The following is an 18,905-nucleotide window of genomic DNA, read 5'->3' as shown; positions in this document are numbered from 1 at the left end:
GCTCCCCTACTCCGGCTGCTCCGCGACGAGGCGGAACAGGAGCGCCTGCTCGGGGTAGAGCATCGGTCCAGGCAGCCCCACGGTCGCGAGCGTGGCGCCGGAGACGGTCATCGGTTCCGCCCACCAGTCCGGGGGGCCGCCGCGGGTGCGGACCAGAGCGCCGGCGGACAGCTGTACGGGTTCGATCCGGTACGCCAGACCGGAATCGAGGCCGGGCAACCGCACCCGGCCAGGCTGGGCCGCCGGCATGGTGTCCATGGCGACCAGGGCGAACAGCGCCCGCCGCCGGTCCCGGGCGACGACGCCGTGACCGAGGTACGTCTCGTCGGGGTAGTCGCAGTTGACCGTCGTGCCGTTGTGCAGCAGCGCGCGTTCCTTCTTGTACAGCGCCACCCATGCCGCGAGCTCGTCCAGCTCCTCCGGCGACGCCGCGCGCAGGTCCCACTCGATGCCGAAGTGGCCGAACAGCGCGGTGGCCGCCCGGAACGCCAGCGTGTGGGTACGGCCGGTCGTGTGCGCCGTCGGCGCGCCCACGTGCGAGCCGACCAGCTCGGGCGGCAGCAGCAGGCCGGTCCACCGCTGGATCCGCTGCCGCTCCAGCGCGTCGATGCAGTCGCTTGCCCACACCCGATCGGTGCGCTGCAGCACCTCCAGGTCGACGCGGCCGCCACCGGAGGAGCACGACTCGATCTCGAGTCCTGGGTGGCGGCGCACGAGCTCGTCCATGAGCGCGTAGACGGCGCGTGTCTGCGCATGGACGCGGGGTTCACCCGTCATACGGTCACCCGCCTCGAGTAGGTCACGGTTGTGGTCCCACTTCACGTAGTCCACGGAGTGTTCGGTGATCACCGCGCTCATCGACGCCAGCACGTGGTCGAACGCCTCGGGGATGGTCAGGTTGAGCACCTGCTGGTTCCGGCCGGGCAGCGGCAGGCGTTCGCCTGGCGCGAGGATCCACTCCGGGTGGGCCCGCGCGACGTCGGATTCCTCGTTCACCATCTCGGGTTCGAACCAGAGTCCGAACTGCATGCCCAGGCCGCGTACCGCCTCGACCAGGGGACCGAGCCCCTGCGCCCACACAGCCGGGTCGACGCGCCAGTCGCCGAGCCCCGCGCTGTCGTCCCTGCGGCCGAGGAACCAGCCGTCGTCCAGGACGAACCGCTCGACGCCGACCTTCGCGCTGAGCTCGGCCAGACCGACCAGCGTGTCGAGGTCGTGCTGGAAGTACACGGCCTCCCAGGTGTTCAGTACCACCGGCCGCGGCGAGGAGGGGTGCGTCGTACGGGTCCTGAGGTGCGTGTGGAACGCCGCGGCCACGGCGTCCAGCCCCTCGCCGTACGCGCCGTAGAGCCACGGGGTGGTGTACGTCTCGCCGGGACCGAGCGCCACCTCGCCCGGCAGTAGCAGCTCGCCGCCGCCGAGCACCTTGACGCCGGACAGGCCGAGCTCGGCGAAGGTCGCGTGGTTCCCGCTCCAGGCGGTGTGCACCGCCCACACCTGGCCGTGTCGGAAGCCGAAGCCAGCCTCCCCGGCGGCGAGTAGTGGGCTGGCGTCGGAGCCGGTGCGGCCGCGCCGGCCCTCGCGCAGGTGGGTGCCGACCCGGAACGGGTGTCGCTGCGGGGAGCGCTCGCGCAGGTGCCGGCCGGCGAAGTCGAGCAGCTCCTGCGCCTCGGCCGGCACCGGCAGCGCCAGCCGCACGGCGTTGACCGTGTAGTCGCCGGCGGGAGCGGTGTTGGTGAACGCGGCGCGCAGCCGCAGTACCCCCGCGGCGGAGAGCTCGATCGTCGTGCTCACCGCGAGCTGCGCCGCCTCGTCGGTGCCCTCGACCAACAGCGACTGGCCCGGCCCGTCGGCGTCGAGGTGCCAGCGGGAGCGCCGGAAGCGGATGCTGAACGCGGTGCCGTCGCGGTGCCCGTCCAGGCCGGGCGTGCCGAACCAGCCGGCCGACTGCTCGGGCAGCACGGCGGGGATGCGGCTCGCCCCCGTCAGCTGGTCGGTGCCCTCCTGCGACGTCGCCAGCGTGGCGAGGAACGCTTCGTCGCCCGTGCCGCCGGCAGCGCCCCAGTGCAGTACGCGGGGGATCGCGCCGCGTACGTCCACCACGGCGCAGGTGCCGCCGGCCCGGAGCACCAACGGTGTGTCGCTGTCGTTCGTCGTCACCCTGCCGACCTCGGCCAAATAGTTCCGCTGAGAAAATATCGGCACCTACAATGCCACACGCGGGCAACCGGGCCCGGAGAATGGGCTCGCCCCGCGTCAGGAGGTGCCATGTCGACCGAGCTGCCTACCCTCGCGCGCAATGTCGCGGTGGAGGTGCTGGTCCATGGCCCCCAGTCGCGGGCGCAGCTGGGCAAGAAGCTGGGGCTGTCGCCCGCCACCATGACCCGCATCGTGAAACCGCTGGTCGAGGCGGGGGTCCTGGTGGAGGAGGCGGCCGTACGGCTGTCCGGCCGTGGCCGGTCGTCGCTGCCGCTCGACGTGGTGCCCGACGACTACCGGTTCGTCGGGGTCAAGCTGACCACCGAGTCGATCTACGCCGTGGTCACCGACCTGCGCGCACAGATCCTCGACGGTGAGGTGGTCGCGGTGCCGTCGTTCGACGTGCCGGACGTGGTAGCCGCCGTCCTCGCCCTCGTCGGACGGCTGCGTGCCCGCGCCAGCCGCCCGGTGAACGCGGTCGGCGTCACGGTGGGCGGCAGCGTCGACAAGGGCGAGACCGTGGCCGACTCGCCGTTCCTGCACTGGCACGAGGTGCCGTTCCGTGGGTTGCTGGCGCGCGACATCGACGTGCCCGTCTACCTGGCCAACGACGTCGTCGGCCTGACCAAGGCACAGCAGTGGTTCGGCCACGGCCGCACCTGGGCCGACTTCGCACTGCTCACCGTCGGCGCCGGCGTCGGCTACGGGCTGGTGATCAACGACGAGGTCGTCCCCACCCTGGTCACGCCGGTCAGCCACTTCCCGATCGACCCGCACGGCCCCCTCTGCGCCGCCGGCCACCGCGGCTGCCTGACCGCCTACGTCACGTCCGCGGCGATGACCGCCGCGGTGGCCCAGGGGAGCGGGCACGAGGTGACGTACGACGAGCTGTTGCAGCAGGCCGAAGCCGGGGACCCGCTTGCGGTGCGCGTCGTGGACGAGGCCGCGTACGCGCTCGGCCGGGCCACCGCCGCCGTCACCTGCCTGACCGGCGTGGACCGGATCATCCTCTCCGGTGAGGGGGTGCGGCTGGCCAAGCTGGGCCAGGAGGCAATGCGTGCCGGGCGTACGGCGTACGTCGCCGCGTGCGGTCTGGACCCGGTGATCCGCCCGATGGACTTCACCGAGTGGGCGCGCGGCGCCGCGGTGATCGCCGTGCAGCAGGAGTTTCCGCGCGCATCGAGCACAGTGCCTTGACAGATATATTTTCGCGGTGAAAACATATCGCCGTTCCACGCACGCCCCCGCGAGGAACCGCGACGTAGTGAAGGGCCCCGCCATGCGCTTCTCACCGTTGAGACTGTCGGCCGCCGTCCTCGCCTGCGCACCGCCGGACAGCGTGCACCGGAGGCACGCTGTCCGGCGGTGACGAGGCAGGCCAGGGCGATCAGAAGTCGGTCACGTGGTTGATCGAGTCGCCCGAGGACGCCAAGGCGCTGCGCGCGCTGGAGAAGCACATCAAGGACTTCGAGCAGGAGTCCGGCATCGAGGTCGACCTGAAGACCATGCCGTCGGACAACATGCGCACCGTCCTGCAGACCCAGCTGCGCTCCGGCAAGGGCCCGGACGTCTTCAACTGGGGCTCGGGTCCCGGCTTCGGCGGCGCGCTCGCCGAGGCCGGTCTGGTCCACGACCTCACCAGTGCGTACGAGAAGCACGACTGGCAGGTCTACGACTTCGCCAAGGAACGGGTCACCCAGGACGGCAGGGTTTACGGCATTCCGGGCGAGATGGAGACCCTCGGGCTGTTCTACAACAAGGACGTCTTCGACAAGCTCGGCCTCGAGCCGCCGGAGAACCTCGCCGACCTCCGCTCGGCCGCGGCGACGATCAAGAAGTCCGGCAAGACTCCGATGGCCGTCAGCGACAAGGAAGGCTGGCAGGGCGGCCACTACCTGAGCATGGCGCTGTCCAGCGAGCTCGGTTCCGACGGCATGCAGGAGCTGTTCAGCGGCAAGCGGTCGTGGGACTCACCCGAGGTGGTGCGGGCACTGCAGGTCTGGAAGGCCTTCCACGACTCCGGCTACCTCAGCAAGTCGCCGACGTCGGTGAACTACGACAGCGCGAACTCGTCGTTCTTCTCCGGGGAAGCCGCGATGCTGCCCACCGGCAGCTGGATGGTCGGTGAGATCGACGACAACACCGACTTCGAGGTCGGCTACGTGCCGTTCCCCGGTTCGGACGGGCCAGGCTCGTTCGCCGGTGGTCTCGGCTCCGGTCCGTTCGTCTCGGCCGCCAGCACGAAGAAGAAGGCGGCGATCGAGTTCCTCGACTTCCTCGCCTCGCCCGAGCATGCCCGGTGGACGGTGAAGCACCTGCATACGATCCCACCGACGCCCATCGACACCGACGACCTCGACGTCTCGCCGCTGTTCGCCCAGGTGCTCGACGACGTCTCCGCGCTCTCCGACGGCGGCGACCTCGGCTACAACATCGACGTGATGAGCAGCGACAAGTTCAACGAGACCATGTACGACGGGATGCAGGCGGCGGCCTTCACCGGCCAGTCGACGCCGAAGCAGGTGGCCGCGGACCTGCAAGCGGCAGCCAGGAAGTGAGCCGCCCGGCATGACGGTCGATGCGCCGCCGGCGCCGCCGGCGCGGAAGGAACAGCCGAGGCGCCGGACGAACGTCCCGGACTTCACCGCCAGGGCGCAGGCCCGGCTTGGCGTCCTGCTCGTCGCACCGTTGATCCTGATGGTGGCCGTCTTCCTGCTCTTCCCGATGGCCAACGCCATCTACTACGTCTTCGTCGACTTCAACGGCATCGACCTGAACCCGCCGTGGGTGGGGCTGGGCAACTTCGCCGAGCTGGCCCAGGACCGGGCGGTGTGGGCGGCGTTCTGGAACAACGTCGTCTGGATCCTGATCGGCACCGCCGCGCCACTGGTCATCGGGCTCGGCCTCGCGCTGCTGGTGTGGAGTGTGCAACGGGCCAAGGCGTTCTACCGCACCGCGTTCTTCCTGCCGTACGTCCTCCCGCAAGTTGCGATCGGTGTGGTGTGGGGCTGGATCTACGACCCGGCCCGCGGCTGGCTGAACAAGGTGCTGGAGTCGGTGGGGCTGGGCTCGCTGACCACTGGTTGGCTCGGCAACCCGGACACCGCCCTGTACGCGGTGCTCGCGACGGCCGTCTGGGCTACGGTCGGCTTCGTCTTCGTGGTCTTCCTCGCGGCGTTGAAGAACGTCGACATGGACCTCGTCGACGCCGCCCTGCTGGACGGGGCGAACTCGTTGCAGCGGCTGCGCCACGTCATCCTGCCGCAGATCATGCCGGTGTTCCTGATGGTCACTACGATCACGCTGATCGGCGGCTTCTCGGTGTTCGACATCGTCTTCGTGATGACCGGCGGTGGCCCCGCGGGTGCGACCGAGGTGCTCGGCACGTATGCGTACAGCAATGCGTTCCAGCTGAACCGGATCAGCTACGGCACCACACTGGCACTGGTCATCACGGTGATGGCGATCCCGTTCGCGGTCGGGCTGAACCGGCTGCAACGCAGGCTCTCGCTGCAGGGGACCACGGCATGAGCCGGCGCAAACCCGCCGACGGCAGGTTCGGCACGGTCGCGGGGAAGCACACGCTGCTCGTCGCGCTCTCCCTGCTGATGCTGTTCCCGCTCGTGCTCACGGTGTCGACGGCGCTGAAGACCTCGGCGGACGTGAAGGTCAACCCGTTCGGGTTCTTCACCTCGTTCTCGCTGGAGAACATCGTCACTGCATGGACGGTCGGCAACTTCGACGAGTACGTCCTGAACAGTTTCCTGCTGTCCGTCCCGAGCACGCTGCTGGTCGTGGTCCTGTCGACGATGGGTGGTTACACGTTCGCGCGGTTGCCCTTCCGCGGCCGGACGTTGCTCTTCTACCTGGTGGTCGTCGGCCTGCTCGTCCCGTTCTTCACGTACATGATTCCGCTGTACTTCCAGCTGCGGTCGATGAGACTGCTCGACAACCTGGTCGGCGTTAACCTGGTGCTGGCGAGCACGGGACTGTCGTTCGGCACCTTCTTCATGCGGGCCTTCTTCGCCGACCTGCCGGTCGAGATCGAGCAGGCGGCGAGGATCGACGGTGCCTCGGAGTCGCAGATCTTCGTCCGCGTGATGCTGCCGCTTGTGACCTCGGGCATGGGTGCGCTGGCCGTCTTCACCTTCCTGCAGAACTGGAACAACTTCCTCGTGCCCCTGCTCTACCTCCCCGGCGGCGACTACCAGCCGCTGACCACCGGTCTCTACCTGTTCCTCGGCGGCCGGTCGACCGACGTCGGGCCGCTCGCCGCGGGTACGTTGATCACCATCCTCCCGATCATCGTGCTGTTCCTCGCCCTGCAGTGGCGGGTGACCCAGGGCTTCCTTTCCGGTGCCGTCAAGGGTTAGGAGTCGCCGTGCACGACGTACTGGATCCCCCCGACCTGGTCCCCGACGAGGCCGAGCAGCGCAGGCTGGCCGGCTACCAGGTTGGGACGCTGGAGACAGGGCACGGCAGGCGGCGGCGGCCGGCGACCTCGACCGGCTCGCCGCGATCCGCGACGAGCTCGCCGCGCTCGACCGCGACCCCGGCTGGGGCTACGACGAGCCGGCGGACGCCGCGTCGCTGCTTGCCGATCGCACCGGGCTCGCCAGGCTCGACGTGCCCACGGACCAGCTGGCCGACCGCATCGGCGGCGCCTGGCTCGGCCGCACCGTGGGGAACACCCTCGGCAAGCCGGTCGAGGGGCTCACCAGAGCGCAGCTGGCGACGTACCTGCGCGCCGCCGGCCAGTGGCCGCAGACCGGCTACCTGCCGCTGCTCGACCCGCTGCCGGAAGGCGTGCCCGCGCTGCACCCGTCGGCACCGGTCGCCTGCGCCGGCCGCTTCACCGACGTGCCGCGCGACGACGACATCGACTGGACGATCCTCGCCCTGCACCTGCTCGAACGGTACGGCCGCGACCTGACCACGGAACAGGTCGCGGCCGAGTGGCTGGACCGCGTGCCGTTCACCCAGACGTACACGGCCGAGCGTGCGGCGTACCGCAACCTCGTGCACGGCCTGCGGCCGCCGCGGACCGCGACGCACGACAACCCGTACCGGGAGTGGATCGGCGCGCTCATCCGCGGTGACGCCTACGGCTACGTCTCCCCCGGCGACCCGGCGGAGGCCGCGCGACTCGCCCTCGTGGACGCTCGGCTCTCGCACGTCGCGAACGGCGCCTACGGGGAGATGTGGACGGCGGCGCTGACCGCCGCGGCCCTGTGCGTCGACTCCGCGGCCGAGGCGCTACGGGTGGCACAGCAGGTGCTGCCGTCGCGGTCCAGGCTGGCGGAGGCGCTGCGCGGTGTGCAGGACCTGCACGGGTCGGGCGCGACCCACACCGACGCACTCGACTGGGTCGACCGGGAGCTCGGGCAGTACCCCTGGGTGCACACCATCAACAACGCGGCGCTCATCGCCGTCGGCCTGCTGTGGGGCGACACGTTCCTCGCGGCGGTCGGCGGCACCATCGCCGGCGGCCGCGACACCGACTCCAACGGCGCGACCGCGGGCAGTGTGTTCGGCGCACTGCACGGCCGGGCCGGCATCCCCGCCGAGCTGGTGGGCACCACCCACGTGCACGTCCGCAGTGCCGTCAGGGACTTCGACCGGGTACGCGTCGACGAGCTGGCGGCGCGGACGCTGCGCCTGGTGCCGGCCTGACCGGCGTCAGCCGGCCCAGTCGCCGTTGAGGAAGCGGGCGGTGAACCAGCCCATCATCGGGGTGTTCGCGGCCAGGAACAACCAGAACCACAGCCGCCGCCTGATCACCCGAGCGAGCAGCAGCCACAGCGGCCACCACAGCAGCGTCGACCTGGTGATCGACAGGTAGTACGTGCTGGTGATCAGCGCACCCATCTGCAGCCCGACGTACACCAGCTCGTCGAAGCGCTTCTTCACCAGCAGCCACACGCACAGTGCGATGCCGAGCGCCGCGGCGAGCAGCTCCGCGCGGAATGCCGCGACGAACGGTCCGGAGACCGCGCCGTCCCAGGTCGTGAGGAACGCCTCCCACGGCCAGGTGAACTGCCGGCCCCAGCCACGCTCTTGCGCGGTGAGCCAGGCGAACCAGTCGCCGGTCGTCTGCCACAGGTACGTCGCGTACAGCAGCAGCGGCAGGAACGGCAGCAGCAGCGCGAGTACGTGCACCGGGCGGTGGCGCCTGGTGTCCATCCGTTCCGGCCCGCCAGGCTGGTCGGGCAGCAGTGCATAGCCGCGCGCGTTTGCGCGGCGTGCGGTGTGCCGGCCGCGCCGGCGCCTGGACCTGCGCCGGTTGTGGATCTCGGCCACCTGCATCGCGAACATGACGATCATCGCGAGCGCGAGGAACAGGCCGGTGATCCGTACCGACGCGGCGAGTGCGCCGAGCACGCCCGCCCAGATCCAGCGGCCGCGTCGCGCGTTCAGCCACGCCGGCACGGCGAACGCCAGGAAGGTGGCCTCGGTGTAGCCGGCCACGAGGAACACTGCGAACGGTGAGAAGAACAGGAAGGCGGTGGCCCGTACGCCGGTGGTCGGCGGGCCTTCCGCCTCGCCGAGGCGGACCATGGCGATCGCCGCCACCGCGGATGCGACGAGCGAGATGAGCAGGCCGACCAGCGTCCAGTGCGGGACGACGACGTGCAGCAGCCGCATCAACAGCGGCAGGCCGGGCAGGAAGCCGCGCAACCCCGGGTCGGGGTTGTCGTTCGGGTTGCCGTCGTAGCCGTACTCGGCGATCTCCGCGAGCAGCGCGGCGTCCCACTGCTGCCACCGGTCGAGCGAGTTGAGCGCAGCCGCCAGCCCGCCGAAGGCGACGACCGTGACGCCGAGCACGAGCAGCCTGGAGGCCCCCCACGCACCCAGCGCCGGCCACTCGACGGCGGCGGCGCGGCGCATCACGACGGCGCGGCGCGAGTCGAGGAAGACCCGACGAGCGGGCGTAGGTCGAAGTGGTCGGGGGCGCCGTCGAGCACGCCGCCCACGGGGTCGTCGTCACCCCACCAGCGCACGGTGTCGTGCTCTGGACGCAAGATGTCGCGGACGATCAGCCCGCACAGCCCGGCGACGGCGCCCAGGCGGGCGAGCAGCGTGATGAAGTAGAGGGCGGGCGGCAGTCCCTTGTCCGGTTCCGCCAGGTCGTAGAGGTACCACCAGATGCCGAGGAAGTAGAGGATCTCCGCGGCCTGCCAGACGAGGAACGAACGCCACCTGGGGCGGGCGAGCACCAGGAACGGCAGCAGCCAGAGCACGTACTGCGGCGACCACACCTTGTTCGTGACGAGGAACGCGGCGAGGGTGAGGAACGCGACCTGTGGCCAGCGGGGCCGTTCAGGCGCGAGCAGGATCAGCAGCGCGATGCCCGTACAGAGCAGGCCGAAGCTGATCGTGCCGACCGGGTTGAGCAGCGGCGGTGGCTCGCCGTCGGCCGGCGCCGAGCCGAAGAACCCAGGCATCAGGTTCTGCACGAGGTACCAGGTGGAGCCCCAGTCCGCCGGCCGGGTCTGGCTGAACTCGTAGAACCTGCCCCAGCCGGCGGGTGCGGCCAGCGCTATCGGCACGTTCAGCGCCAGCCAGGTGCCCACCGCCGCGACCAGCGTGCTGAAGAACGCCCGCAGCTTGCCGGCGCGCAGGCACAGCACGAACAGCGGCCCGAGCAGGATGAACGGGTAGAACTTTGTGGCGACGGCGAGGCCGAGCAGCACCCCCGCCCAGCCGGGTCGCTGGCGCGCCCAGGCGAGCATGGTGGCGGCCGTCAGGAAGACCGCGAGCAGGTCCCAGTTGATGAACGCGGCGACCACCAGCCCGGGCGCCGCGGCGAACAGCACCGCGTCGTACGGTCGGTGGCGGCCGAGGGTGCGTACAAGCGCCCAGGCGGTGCCGATCGCGGCCCCGGCCATGAGTAGCACGTTCAGCAGGTAGAACAGGTAGCCGCGGGTGCCAGGGTCGTCGCTGAGCGGACGGACCAGGGTGGCGATGACCTGCATCACGCCGCCGATGACCACCGGGTACTCCACCGGGTACTCGAAGAACGGCACGAGCCCGTCGGAGAGCCGCTCACCGAAGTAGAGCGGGTAGATGTCGGTGTAGCAGACGTGCGTGTAGTGGAAGTTCTCCTTGTTCCAGCCACCGGAGCTGCACGGGTACTTCTGCAGGTAGGCGAGGATCAGGGCGAACGTGGTGAGCGCCAGCACGATCATCAGCGGCGTCCACCACGAGCCGCCGATCGCGGCCCGCCGGCCGAGCGGTCCGCCGACGATGTTGCTGGCCGCGTGCACGACCGGGTCCTCGCGGCTCGGCGCCGACTGGTGAGCGGCGAGCGTCACCCGGCCCGTCTGGTTGCCGTCGGCCTCGGCTGGAGACCCGGTGACCGCCGAGGCGTCGTCGTCCGCGGCATCCGACTGCGCAGAATTGTCAGCCACCAGCTCCCCGCCTGTGTGTCCTCCCGGCGCTGGCGCGCCGTCTTACGTGGCGTGTGACCGAGGCTACCGGTTGGCACCAGGCCGACTGCGGCCCGGATGCCCATAGCGGAGGAGTCGCGGCAGCTCAGCCGTCGGGTTCTCGGGCGGATTCCTCCGTATTGCCGCCGCCTTGCCCGTTGTTGCACGACGGGTCGAGCGGTGGACACTGCGTCTCCGTCGGTTCCTCGGTCGTCGGGGGTGGGGAGCTCGGCTGGGTCGGCTCCTCGGTCGGCTGGCTCGGTTCGGACGTGCTCGGCTCGCCGGTCTGCGTCTCGCTCGGCTCGCTGGTCTCCGTCTCGTCCGGCGTCGGCGCGACCGTCTCCCGTCGCTCCACGTTGCCGACGTACGCGGGTTCGGGCAGCTCCCTCGGCGGCATGTTCTTGGTAGCCCTGGCCATGTAGTCCTGCCAGATGCTCGCCGGCACGGTGCCGCCTTGCACCTCGCCCTGTACGCCGGGGATGGTGCCGCCCTCCGCGCGATAGGTCGCCACGGTAGTGGTGAGCTGCGGGACGGTGCCGACGAACCACGCCGACCGGTTCTGCGTGGAGGTACCGGTCTTGCCGGCCATCGGCCGGTCGGGGAGCGCGGCGCCCGGCGCCGTGCCGCCGGACTGCGCGACCCGCGACATCGCGTGCAGCGTGTCCGCCGCGACGCCCTTGGAGAAGACCTTCCGCTCCCTCGGCTTGCCGAGGTCGATCGGCTCGCCGTTCGGCTTCCGCACCGACTCGATGGTGGTGGGCTCGATGAACGTGCCCTGGTTGGCGAAGGTCGCGATAGCCCCGGCCTGCGCGAGCGGACAGATGTCCATCGGTCCGAGCGGCATCGACGTCACGGTCTTCATGTGGGTGCCGTGCTGGCCGGGCTGGCACCACTCGCTGGTCTCGTAGCCGAGCTGCTTGGCGTTCTCCGCCACATTCTCCAGACCGACTTCCTGGCCCATCTGGAGGTACGCGGTGTTGATCGACTTCTGGGTCGCCTTGGGTATGTCGACGGGGCCGTAGCTGGAGCCGCCGGAGTTGCTGAACTCGTGCCCGTTGATGGTCTGCGGCGAGTTGCCGTCGTACGTGGTGCGCAGGCCGATGCCCTGCTTGAGCGCCGACGCCAGCACGATCGGCTTGAACGACGACCCCGGCTGGGTGAGACCACCCGTCGTGGCGTGGTTCAGCTGTTCCTTGAGGTAGTTGGGTCCGCCGTAGATGGCCACGACCCGGCCGGTGCGTGGGTCGACCGAGGCCATGCCGACGTCGACGCCGTCCTTCTTGAGGTAGTTCGGGAACTGCTGCCGTACCGCCTTGACGGCCTGTTTCATCCGTTTCGGTTGGAACGTGGTGCGCACGCGATAGCCACCGGTCAGCAGCTCGTCCTCACTGATGCCGCGTCGCTCCAGCTCCTCCTTCACCATCTGGATGAGGTAGCCGTTCTGGCCCTTGTACTGGTTCCTGGTGGTTGATTGCGCCACTTTGGGTGGCTTGGCGGGATACTTCGCCGCCGAGTCGAGCCAGCCCTTGCTCTCCATGCCGTTGAGCACGTAGGAGTACCTGTTCTTCAGGTTCTCCGGGTTCTGGTTCGGGTCGTACAGCGACGGGTTCCTGATGACCGACGCGAGGACCGCGGCCTCGCGGACCGTGACCGATCTCACATCCTTGTCGAAGTACGCCTTGGAGGCGGTCTGGATGCCGTACGCGCCCCGGCCGTAGTAGACGGTGTTCAGGTAGCGCTCGAGGATCTCGTCCTTGGAGAGCTTGCGCTCGATCTTGATGGCGAGGATCAGTTCCTTGAACTTCCTGGTGAACGTCCTGTCGTCGGTCAGGTAGGTCTTCTTGACCAGTTGCTGCGTGATGGTGGAGCCACCCTGGAGCTGTTCACCGCGGATCAACGCCCAGGCGGCGCGCATGTAACCGGAGATCGAAAAGCCAGGTTCGGACTCGAAGTCGCGGTTCTCCGCGGCGAGCACGGCGTAGCGGACGTGCTTCGGCACCTGCTCCAGCTTGACGTTCTCGCGGTTCTCCGACGCGATCCGGCCCATCTCCTTGCCGTTGGAGTACTGGATCACCGAGGACTGCGAGGTCGCGACCTTGTTGGCGTCCGGGATATCGGTCGCCTGGTAAGCGACGACGAAGATGCCGATGCCGAGGAGGAGGAAGAAGAGGAAGCAACCGAGCGACACCTTCAGGAGGGTCCGCCACCAACGTCGCTGCGGCTTCTTCCGCCGCCTGCGCGAGCCGGCTGCGGTTGACCTGGAGCGGCGCAGGGGCTCGCCGTTCTGTCTACGCGTAGTCGGTTGGTATGCCATTCATCTCGTCCATCGGGGCGGGGGCTCGCGGTGCACGACCGCGGGTACGGACTGGCACCAGTCTGACTGACCGGTTCATGGCGGCTGCTCGCGGCCACGGTCTGGCTGCCCGTTCGTGTCTATCGTTCGGCTGTACGACGTTTCCTCGGCGCGGGTGGTTTACCCGTACCCAACACGTATGAACGCGTCAGATGGTTCCAACCGCAGCCCTGGCACACCTCCACGACATAGACCCGGAACTCGCCGTACTGTTGGGCCATCGCAGGCAGCTCGCGGCTCTGCCTGACGCGTCCAGCGTATTGCCCGAGCTCGTCGCCGTAGACGTACGTCACGTGGGTCAGTCGTTCTTTCCGGCAGACCGGACATTTCTCCTCGGTCGGCTCGCCGTGGAACTTGGCGGCCCTGAGCAGGTAGGGATGCGCGTCACAGACGTCGTCGCCGAACGTGTTGCCCTGGAAGAGCGCCGTCAGCGTCGCTCGCCGCTGGAGCGAGTAGTCGACTACTGAGCGCTTGGACCACATGGCACCCAAGGGTACGTGGCATCGGCGCGATAGGCGACCTGTCGTGACCTTGCATGCGGGTGGTAACCGAGGTAGCTTCAAATCATCTCGATGTATCGACTCGATACATCGCGTCGAGAGTGAGGGACCGTGGTCAGGCGCGCCGAGGTACTCGAGCTGGCGGTGCTCGGCCTGCTCGCCGACGCACCTCTGCACGGCTACGAGCTCCGTAAGCGACTGGCCGCCGTGCTCGGTCACCTCCGCGCGATCTCCTACGGCTCGCTGTACCCCTGCCTGCGCAGGCTCGTCGAGCGGGGCTGGATCGAGGCCAGTGACGACGAACCCGATCCCGGCGTGCTTGCCGGCCGCAGGGCGCGCATCGTCTACGAGCTGACCGCGGCCGGCAAGGAACGGCTCACCGAGATGCGGGACGAGTCCGGGCCCACGAGCTGGGAGGACGAGTCGTTCGGCGTCCACTTCGCCCTCTTCGGCCAGACCCCGGCGGACGTGCGGCTGCGCATCCTCGAAGGCCGGCGCACCCGGATGCAGGAGCGGATGGCCGAACTGCGCGAGTCGATGGCCCGCCGCAGGGAACGGCTCGACCGCTACACGCTCGCCCTGCAGGAGCACGGCCTGGAGGCGGTCGAACGCGAGGTGCGCTGGCTCACCGACCTCATCGAAACCGAGCGCGAAGAGCTCGGCGGACGTTCGGGCCGGCCAACCGGCCGGCGACGTCCGCGTAACCGTTGATCGAGAGACAGGAGCACGACCAGATGGGCACGGTTCGGGTAGCTATTGTCGGTGTCGGTAACTGCGCCGCCTCGTTGGTGCAGGGCGTCCAGTACTACAAGGATGCCGACCCCACGGCGACCGTCCCGGGGCTGATGCATGTGCGGTTCGGGTCCTACCACGTCGGCGACCTCGAGTTCGTCGCCGCGTTCGACGTGGACGCGAAGAAGGTCGGCCAGGACCTCGCGCATGCCATCACCGCGAGCGAGAACAACACGATCAAGCTGTGCGACGTGCCGCCGACCGGCGTCACCGTACAGCGTGGGCACACGCACGACGGTCTCGGACGGTACTACCGAGAGACCATCACGGAGGCCGACGCGGAGCCGGTGGACGTCGTCCAGGCGTTGAAGGACGCGCAGGTGGACGTCCTCGTCTCGTACCTCCCGGTGGGTTCGGAGAACGCGGGCAAGTTCTACGCCCAGTGCGCCATCGACGCCGGCGTGGCGTTCGTCAACGCATTGCCGGTATTCATTGCTTCCGACCCGGTATGGGCGAAGAAGTTCGAGGACGCGGGGCTGCCGATCATCGGCGACGACATCAAGAGCCAGGTGGGCGCGACCATCACCCACCGCGTGCTGACCAGGCTGTTCGAGGACCGCGGCGTCGAGGTGCAGCGCACCATGCAGCTGAACGTCGGCGGCAACATGGACTTCAAGAACATGTTGGAGCGCGACCGGCTGGAGTCGAAGAAGATCTCCAAGACCCAGTCCGTGACCTCGCAGGTCGACCGCGACCTCGGCGGCCGCAATGTGCACATCGGCCCGTCCGACTACGTCGAGTGGCTCGACGACCGCAAGTGGGCGTACGTGCGGCTGGAGGGCAAGGCGTTCGGTGACGTGCCGCTGAACCTGGAGTACAAGCTCGAGGTGTGGGACTCGCCGAACTCGGCCGGCATCATCATCGACGCGATCCGAGCGGCGAAGATGGCCAAGGACCGCGGCGTCGCCGGCCCGGTGCTCTCCGCGTCCTCGTACCTGATGAAGTCGCCGCCCGTGCAGTACCACGACGACGTGGCGCGCGGCCTGGTCGAGCAGTTCATCCGCGGCGAGGTCGACCACTAGCCAACCGGGGCCGTGGGGCGGTCGACCGCCCCACGGACGCCGCGGTGTGGGTAGGGTCGAACCTCCGATGAACTCCGGGAGGGCCTCGTGAGCACGTCGAACGGAACCCACGGCGGCGACGTGGTGCCTCGGCACCTGGTCGACTTCCCCGGCATCAGCTCCCGCGCCTACGAGCACCCGGCGGACCGCTCGGCGCTCACCGCGCTGCGCAAGGTGCCGTACGCGGACACCCTGCTGAAGGCGCTCGTCGGCATGTTCAGCGAACGCCGGCTGCGGCTGCTCTTCCTGGCGTCCGCGGTGCGGGTGGACGAGAACCAGCTGCCCCGGCTGCACGAGCTGCGGCTGGAGGCGGCGAAGCGGCTCGACCTGCCGGAGATACCCGAGCTCTACGTCACCGCCGACGCCACGGTGAACGCGCACACCCTCGGCGTCGACCACCCGTTCCTCGTCCTCAACAGCGAGCTGGTCGAGCTGTTCGACGACGAGGAGCTGCTGTTCGTCCTCGGGCACGAGATGGGGCACGTGCTGTCCGGGCACGCGCTGTACAACTCCGTGCTGTTCACCCTGATGCGGATCTCCGGCATCGGCACCAGGATCCCGCTGACCGGCCTGGTGCTCGCCGGGATCGTCAACGCGCTGAAGGAGTGGTCGCGCAAGTCGGAGCTGTCGTGCGACCGCGCCGGCCTGCTGGTCGTGCAGGACGTCGGCGCCGCGACCCGTGCGCACATGAAGATGGCCGGCGGCATCCAGATCGGCGACATGGACTTCGGCTCGTTCGTCCGGCAGGGCGAGGAGTACGCGAGCACCGGCGACGCCCGCGACGGCGTCGCGCGGCTGATGAACATGTTGACGCGGACGCACCCGTTCGCCTCCGAACGTGCGGTGGAGCTGGGCAAGTGGGTCGGCTCGCGCGAGTACGAGGCGATCAGGGGCGGCGACTACCCCCGTCGCGAGGACGACGAGGAGGCCTCGTTCGCCGAGGAGATCAAGCGCGCCGCCGGGTCGTACAAGGATTCTTGGGACCAGTCCGAGGACGCGTTGGTGAAGACGCTGAAGGACATCGGCGGCGGCGCCGTCGACCTCGGGGGTCGGGTGGTCGACAAGGTGCGCGACTACGTCCGCTCCCGCGACGACCGGTCCGCCGACTCCTGACGCGTCAGCCGGGTTCAGCCGGCGCGGGCGCCTCACCGGTGGTGCGGGGCACCCAGCGGTGCAGCGCCACCACCGCGGCCAGCGCGATCCCGCCCATGGTGAGTACGGCAGGGCCGAGCGCGATCGCCGCGCTGACGGCGCTGACCGTCAGCGGGCCGGTGGCCATGCCGACGTCCGGCGCGAGCCGCCACGCACCGAGGAACGTGGCGCGTCCGGTGGCCGGCGCGGCGTCCGCGCCCATCGTCATCACCAGGCCGGAGCCGATGCCGTTGCCGATCCCCATCACGATCCCGACCAGGAGCAGCGTGCTCGCCTGGTGCGTCAGCGGCAGCAACAGGTGTGCGACACCGAGCAGCACCATCGAAGGCACCGCCACCCACATCCGGCCGTACCTGTCCATCACCTTGCCCGCGGGGTAGAACAGCAGCATGTCGACGGCGCCTGAGATGCCGTAGACGAGGCTCGTGGTGGTCGGGCTCAGTCCGATGCTGTCCGCCCACAGCGGGATCACCACCTGCCGCGACGACCGCACCGCGCCGAACAGCAGGGCAGTGAAGCCGAGCGTGCGCAGGATCGGCCAGTGCTGCTTGAGCACGCTCAGCGTAGGCACCGGCTCGGTAGGCACCTGGTGCTTGGTGACGTCCGTGACGAGCAGCAGCAGGCCGCCGGCCGCGAGCGCCGCGGCGAGGTACACCCAGTACGCGCCCTTGCCGCCGAGCACGTGCATGGCACCGGCGCCGACGAACGGGCCGAGGAACATGCCGACCCGCTGCACCCCGCCGAGCGTGGACAGCGCGCGGCCGCGGTACTGGTACGGCACCACCTCGGCGACGAACGACAGCCGTGCCAGCTGCCACACCGAGGTGGCCAGCCCGATGCCGAAGATGCCGATCGCCAGCAACCAGACCGATGGCGCAAGCAGGCAGCCGGTCAGGCCGAGCGCCGCCACGGCGGTCGCGACGATCATCGCGTTCCGCTCGCCGACCCTGGACGCGAGCGCACCGGCAGGGATGTCGCCGACGATCTGGCCGACCCCGACGAGCGCGGCCACGAACCCGGCCACGGCCACCGACGCACCGAGGTCGCGCGCGGTGAGCGCGATCACGGGTATCACGGCACCCTGGCCGATCGCGTAGACGAGGCACGGCAGGTAGACGGCCGTGAGCATCGTCCGGATGTCGACCTTCTCCGCCATCGCTCCCCAGTCGTGGCACCCCGCCGGCACCCACGATACCTCGGTGTCAGAGTCATCGCCGGACGCCCCTTCGGGTTCGGCCGGTGCATGTCTTGGCTGGCGCAGCCCGGTCCGGTAGGCTTCGTGAACGTTCACGGTAACGTTCATTGGCTAGTGAAGGCGTGGTGACGGGATGTCGGCGCAGGTGGGGTTCCGGGAGGCGTTGGTCGGCGCCAATCCCGCGTTGTCGCGGTTCAATCCGTTGCCGAGGCTGCTCGTGCACGACGACTTCAACACCGGTACGCACGGCTGGGTCGAGCTGATCGGCAACCATGACAACCACGGCGACCTGGACAAGGTCGACGTGCACATGAGCGACTTCCGGCCGCCGCAGCTGAGCTCGTGCACGTTCTTCGACGTCGGCACGCACGGTGCGATGTCCGGCACCTACGCGCTGAAGCTGGCCACCCGGCCGGAGAAGGGCCACACCAGCGTGGCGATCCGCCGGCTGACGATGGCCGGCCGCGGCAGGGTGCAGTTCGAGACGTACTTCACCTACAAGGCCGAGGCCGCGTCACCGGCGAACGCCGCGGGCACCGCTGCGTTCGCCGAGAGCTGGGACGGCAACACGCACCCGTCCGAGCGGCAGTTCGGCGCCCTGACGCTGGGCAGCGACCTGTGCGACGGCGTGCGCTACCACTGCGTCGCGCGGTACCTGAACACCGACATGGACAACAACTTCCGCCGGCAGTGGATGTACCCCACGGTCCCCGAGCCGACCCCGCGGGAGCACCTGGAAGGCAAGATCAAGCTCGACCGGCTGGCCGACTTCACCGCGCCCCGCCCGGAGGACTGGCAGCCGTTCGGCGAGCCGCAGGAGCTGTGCTACAACGAGGTGCCGACCAAGGTGAACTGGCACTACCTGCGCTGGCAGATCGACACCGCCACCCGGTCGAACGTCGAGCTGCAGGTCAACGACCGCGTCTACGACATGCGCGACGTGCCCGTGCCGGCGTACGACGAGCGCTACGACGCGCTGGAGAGCCTGCTGAACTTCTACATCTCCGTACGTACCCACACCCCGGTGCGGAACTTCCTGTACCTCGACTCGGTGCTCGTGTCTGCCGACTGGTGACCGACCCGGCCGGCTAGTGGGCATCTCCGGAAGTTCGTCGGGGGCTCAGGTCCAGGCGGTCGGGTCGGCGAGGTAGAGACCGCAGGCTGTGTCGAGGGCCTCCTCGGCGGTACCGCCCATGGAGCCGGTGGGTAGGTATGAGTCTTCGT

Annotated in this window: 15 protein-coding genes; 9 read left to right on the top strand and 6 right to left on the bottom strand. The window is 69.4% G+C overall.

The annotated features are described in order from the left end of the window. Window positions 1-6: 6 nt before the first annotated feature. Window positions 7-2,160 (bottom strand): alpha-galactosidase, encoded by a 2,154-nt coding sequence (locus GEV07_12540; GenBank protein ID MQA03503.1) that lies wholly within the window; start codon window positions 2,158-2,160, stop codon window positions 7-9. Between the two features lie 108 nt (window positions 2,161-2,268). Here GEV07_12540 and GEV07_12535 point away from each other — a divergent pair, with 108 nt between their 5' ends. From GEV07_12535 to GEV07_12515, 5 genes are all read left to right on the top strand, one after another. Continuing rightward, on the top strand, window positions 2,269-3,396 hold the full coding sequence (locus tag GEV07_12535; protein ID MQA03502.1) for an ROK family protein: 1,128 nt from the start codon (window positions 2,269-2,271) through the stop codon (window positions 3,394-3,396). Window positions 3,397-3,554: 158 nt separating this feature from the next. After that, window positions 3,555-4,757 (top strand): extracellular solute-binding protein, encoded by a 1,203-nt coding sequence (locus GEV07_12530; protein MQA03501.1) that lies wholly within the window; start codon window positions 3,555-3,557, stop codon window positions 4,755-4,757. A 10-nt stretch (window positions 4,758-4,767) separates the two neighbouring features. After that, a complete protein-coding gene (locus GEV07_12525) occupies window positions 4,768-5,730 on the top strand; it encodes an ABC transporter permease subunit (protein MQA03500.1) in 963 nt (320 codons plus the stop codon). Beyond that, the gene (locus GEV07_12520) at window positions 5,727-6,572 is read left to right on the top strand and encodes an ABC transporter permease subunit (protein MQA03499.1); all 846 of its coding nucleotides are present in this window, start codon (window positions 5,727-5,729) and stop codon (window positions 6,570-6,572) included. Before GEV07_12525 ends, GEV07_12520 begins: the two co-directional genes overlap by 4 nt. Before the next feature lie 253 nt (window positions 6,573-6,825). Next, window positions 6,826-7,872, top strand: a complete 1,047-nt coding sequence (locus GEV07_12515; GenBank protein ID MQA03498.1) for an ADP-ribosylglycohydrolase family protein — start codon at window positions 6,826-6,828, stop codon at window positions 7,870-7,872. Between the two features lie 6 nt (window positions 7,873-7,878). Here GEV07_12515 and GEV07_12510 read toward each other — a convergent pair whose 3' ends face one another. The 4 genes from GEV07_12510 to GEV07_12495 form a co-directional block, all read right to left on the bottom strand. Then, a complete protein-coding gene (locus GEV07_12510; protein ID MQA03497.1) occupies window positions 7,879-9,090 on the bottom strand; it encodes a hypothetical protein in 1,212 nt (403 codons plus the stop codon). Further along, a complete protein-coding gene (locus GEV07_12505) occupies window positions 9,087-10,514 on the bottom strand; it encodes a DUF2029 domain-containing protein (protein MQA03496.1) in 1,428 nt (475 codons plus the stop codon). Before GEV07_12505 ends, GEV07_12510 begins: the two co-directional genes overlap by 4 nt. A 220-nt stretch (window positions 10,515-10,734) precedes the next feature. Beyond that, window positions 10,735-12,942: a penicillin-binding protein gene (locus tag GEV07_12500; protein MQA03495.1), complete on the bottom strand. Its 2,208-nt coding sequence runs from the start codon at window positions 12,940-12,942 to the stop codon at window positions 10,735-10,737. A 119-nt stretch (window positions 12,943-13,061) separates the two neighbouring features. Further along, the gene (locus GEV07_12495; GenBank protein ID MQA03494.1) at window positions 13,062-13,463 is read right to left on the bottom strand and encodes a hypothetical protein; all 402 of its coding nucleotides are present in this window, start codon (window positions 13,461-13,463) and stop codon (window positions 13,062-13,064) included. Between the two features lie 129 nt (window positions 13,464-13,592). Here GEV07_12495 and GEV07_12490 point away from each other — a divergent pair, with 129 nt between their 5' ends. From GEV07_12490 to GEV07_12480, 3 genes are all read left to right on the top strand, one after another. After that, on the top strand, window positions 13,593-14,192 hold the full coding sequence (locus tag GEV07_12490; GenBank protein ID MQA03493.1) for a PadR family transcriptional regulator: 600 nt from the start codon (window positions 13,593-13,595) through the stop codon (window positions 14,190-14,192). Between the two features lie 23 nt (window positions 14,193-14,215). Continuing rightward, window positions 14,216-15,295, top strand: a complete 1,080-nt coding sequence (locus tag GEV07_12485) for an inositol-3-phosphate synthase (protein ID MQA03492.1) — start codon at window positions 14,216-14,218, stop codon at window positions 15,293-15,295. Between the two features lie 120 nt (window positions 15,296-15,415). Then, window positions 15,416-16,447, top strand: coding sequence for a M48 family metalloprotease (locus GEV07_12480; protein ID MQA03491.1), 1,032 nt, complete (start codon window positions 15,416-15,418; stop codon window positions 16,445-16,447). 4 nt (window positions 16,448-16,451) lie between these two features. Here the strand turns inward: GEV07_12480 and GEV07_12475 are convergent, their stop codons facing one another. Further along, on the bottom strand, window positions 16,452-17,642 hold the full coding sequence (locus GEV07_12475) for an MFS transporter (GenBank protein ID MQA03490.1): 1,191 nt from the start codon (window positions 17,640-17,642) through the stop codon (window positions 16,452-16,454). Window positions 17,643-17,814: 172 nt separating this feature from the next. Between GEV07_12475 and GEV07_12470 the strand changes: the two genes are divergently transcribed. After that, window positions 17,815-18,756: a hypothetical protein gene (locus tag GEV07_12470; protein MQA03489.1), complete on the top strand. Its 942-nt coding sequence runs from the start codon at window positions 17,815-17,817 to the stop codon at window positions 18,754-18,756. Window positions 18,757-18,905: the final 149 nt, after the last annotated feature.

This window comes from Streptosporangiales bacterium, from assembly GCA_009379825.1.
Taxonomy (GTDB): Bacteria; Actinomycetota; Actinomycetes; order Streptosporangiales; family WHST01; genus WHST01.
Note: the sequence above shows the minus strand (reverse complement) of the source record. Positions and strands in the feature narration are given on the sequence as shown.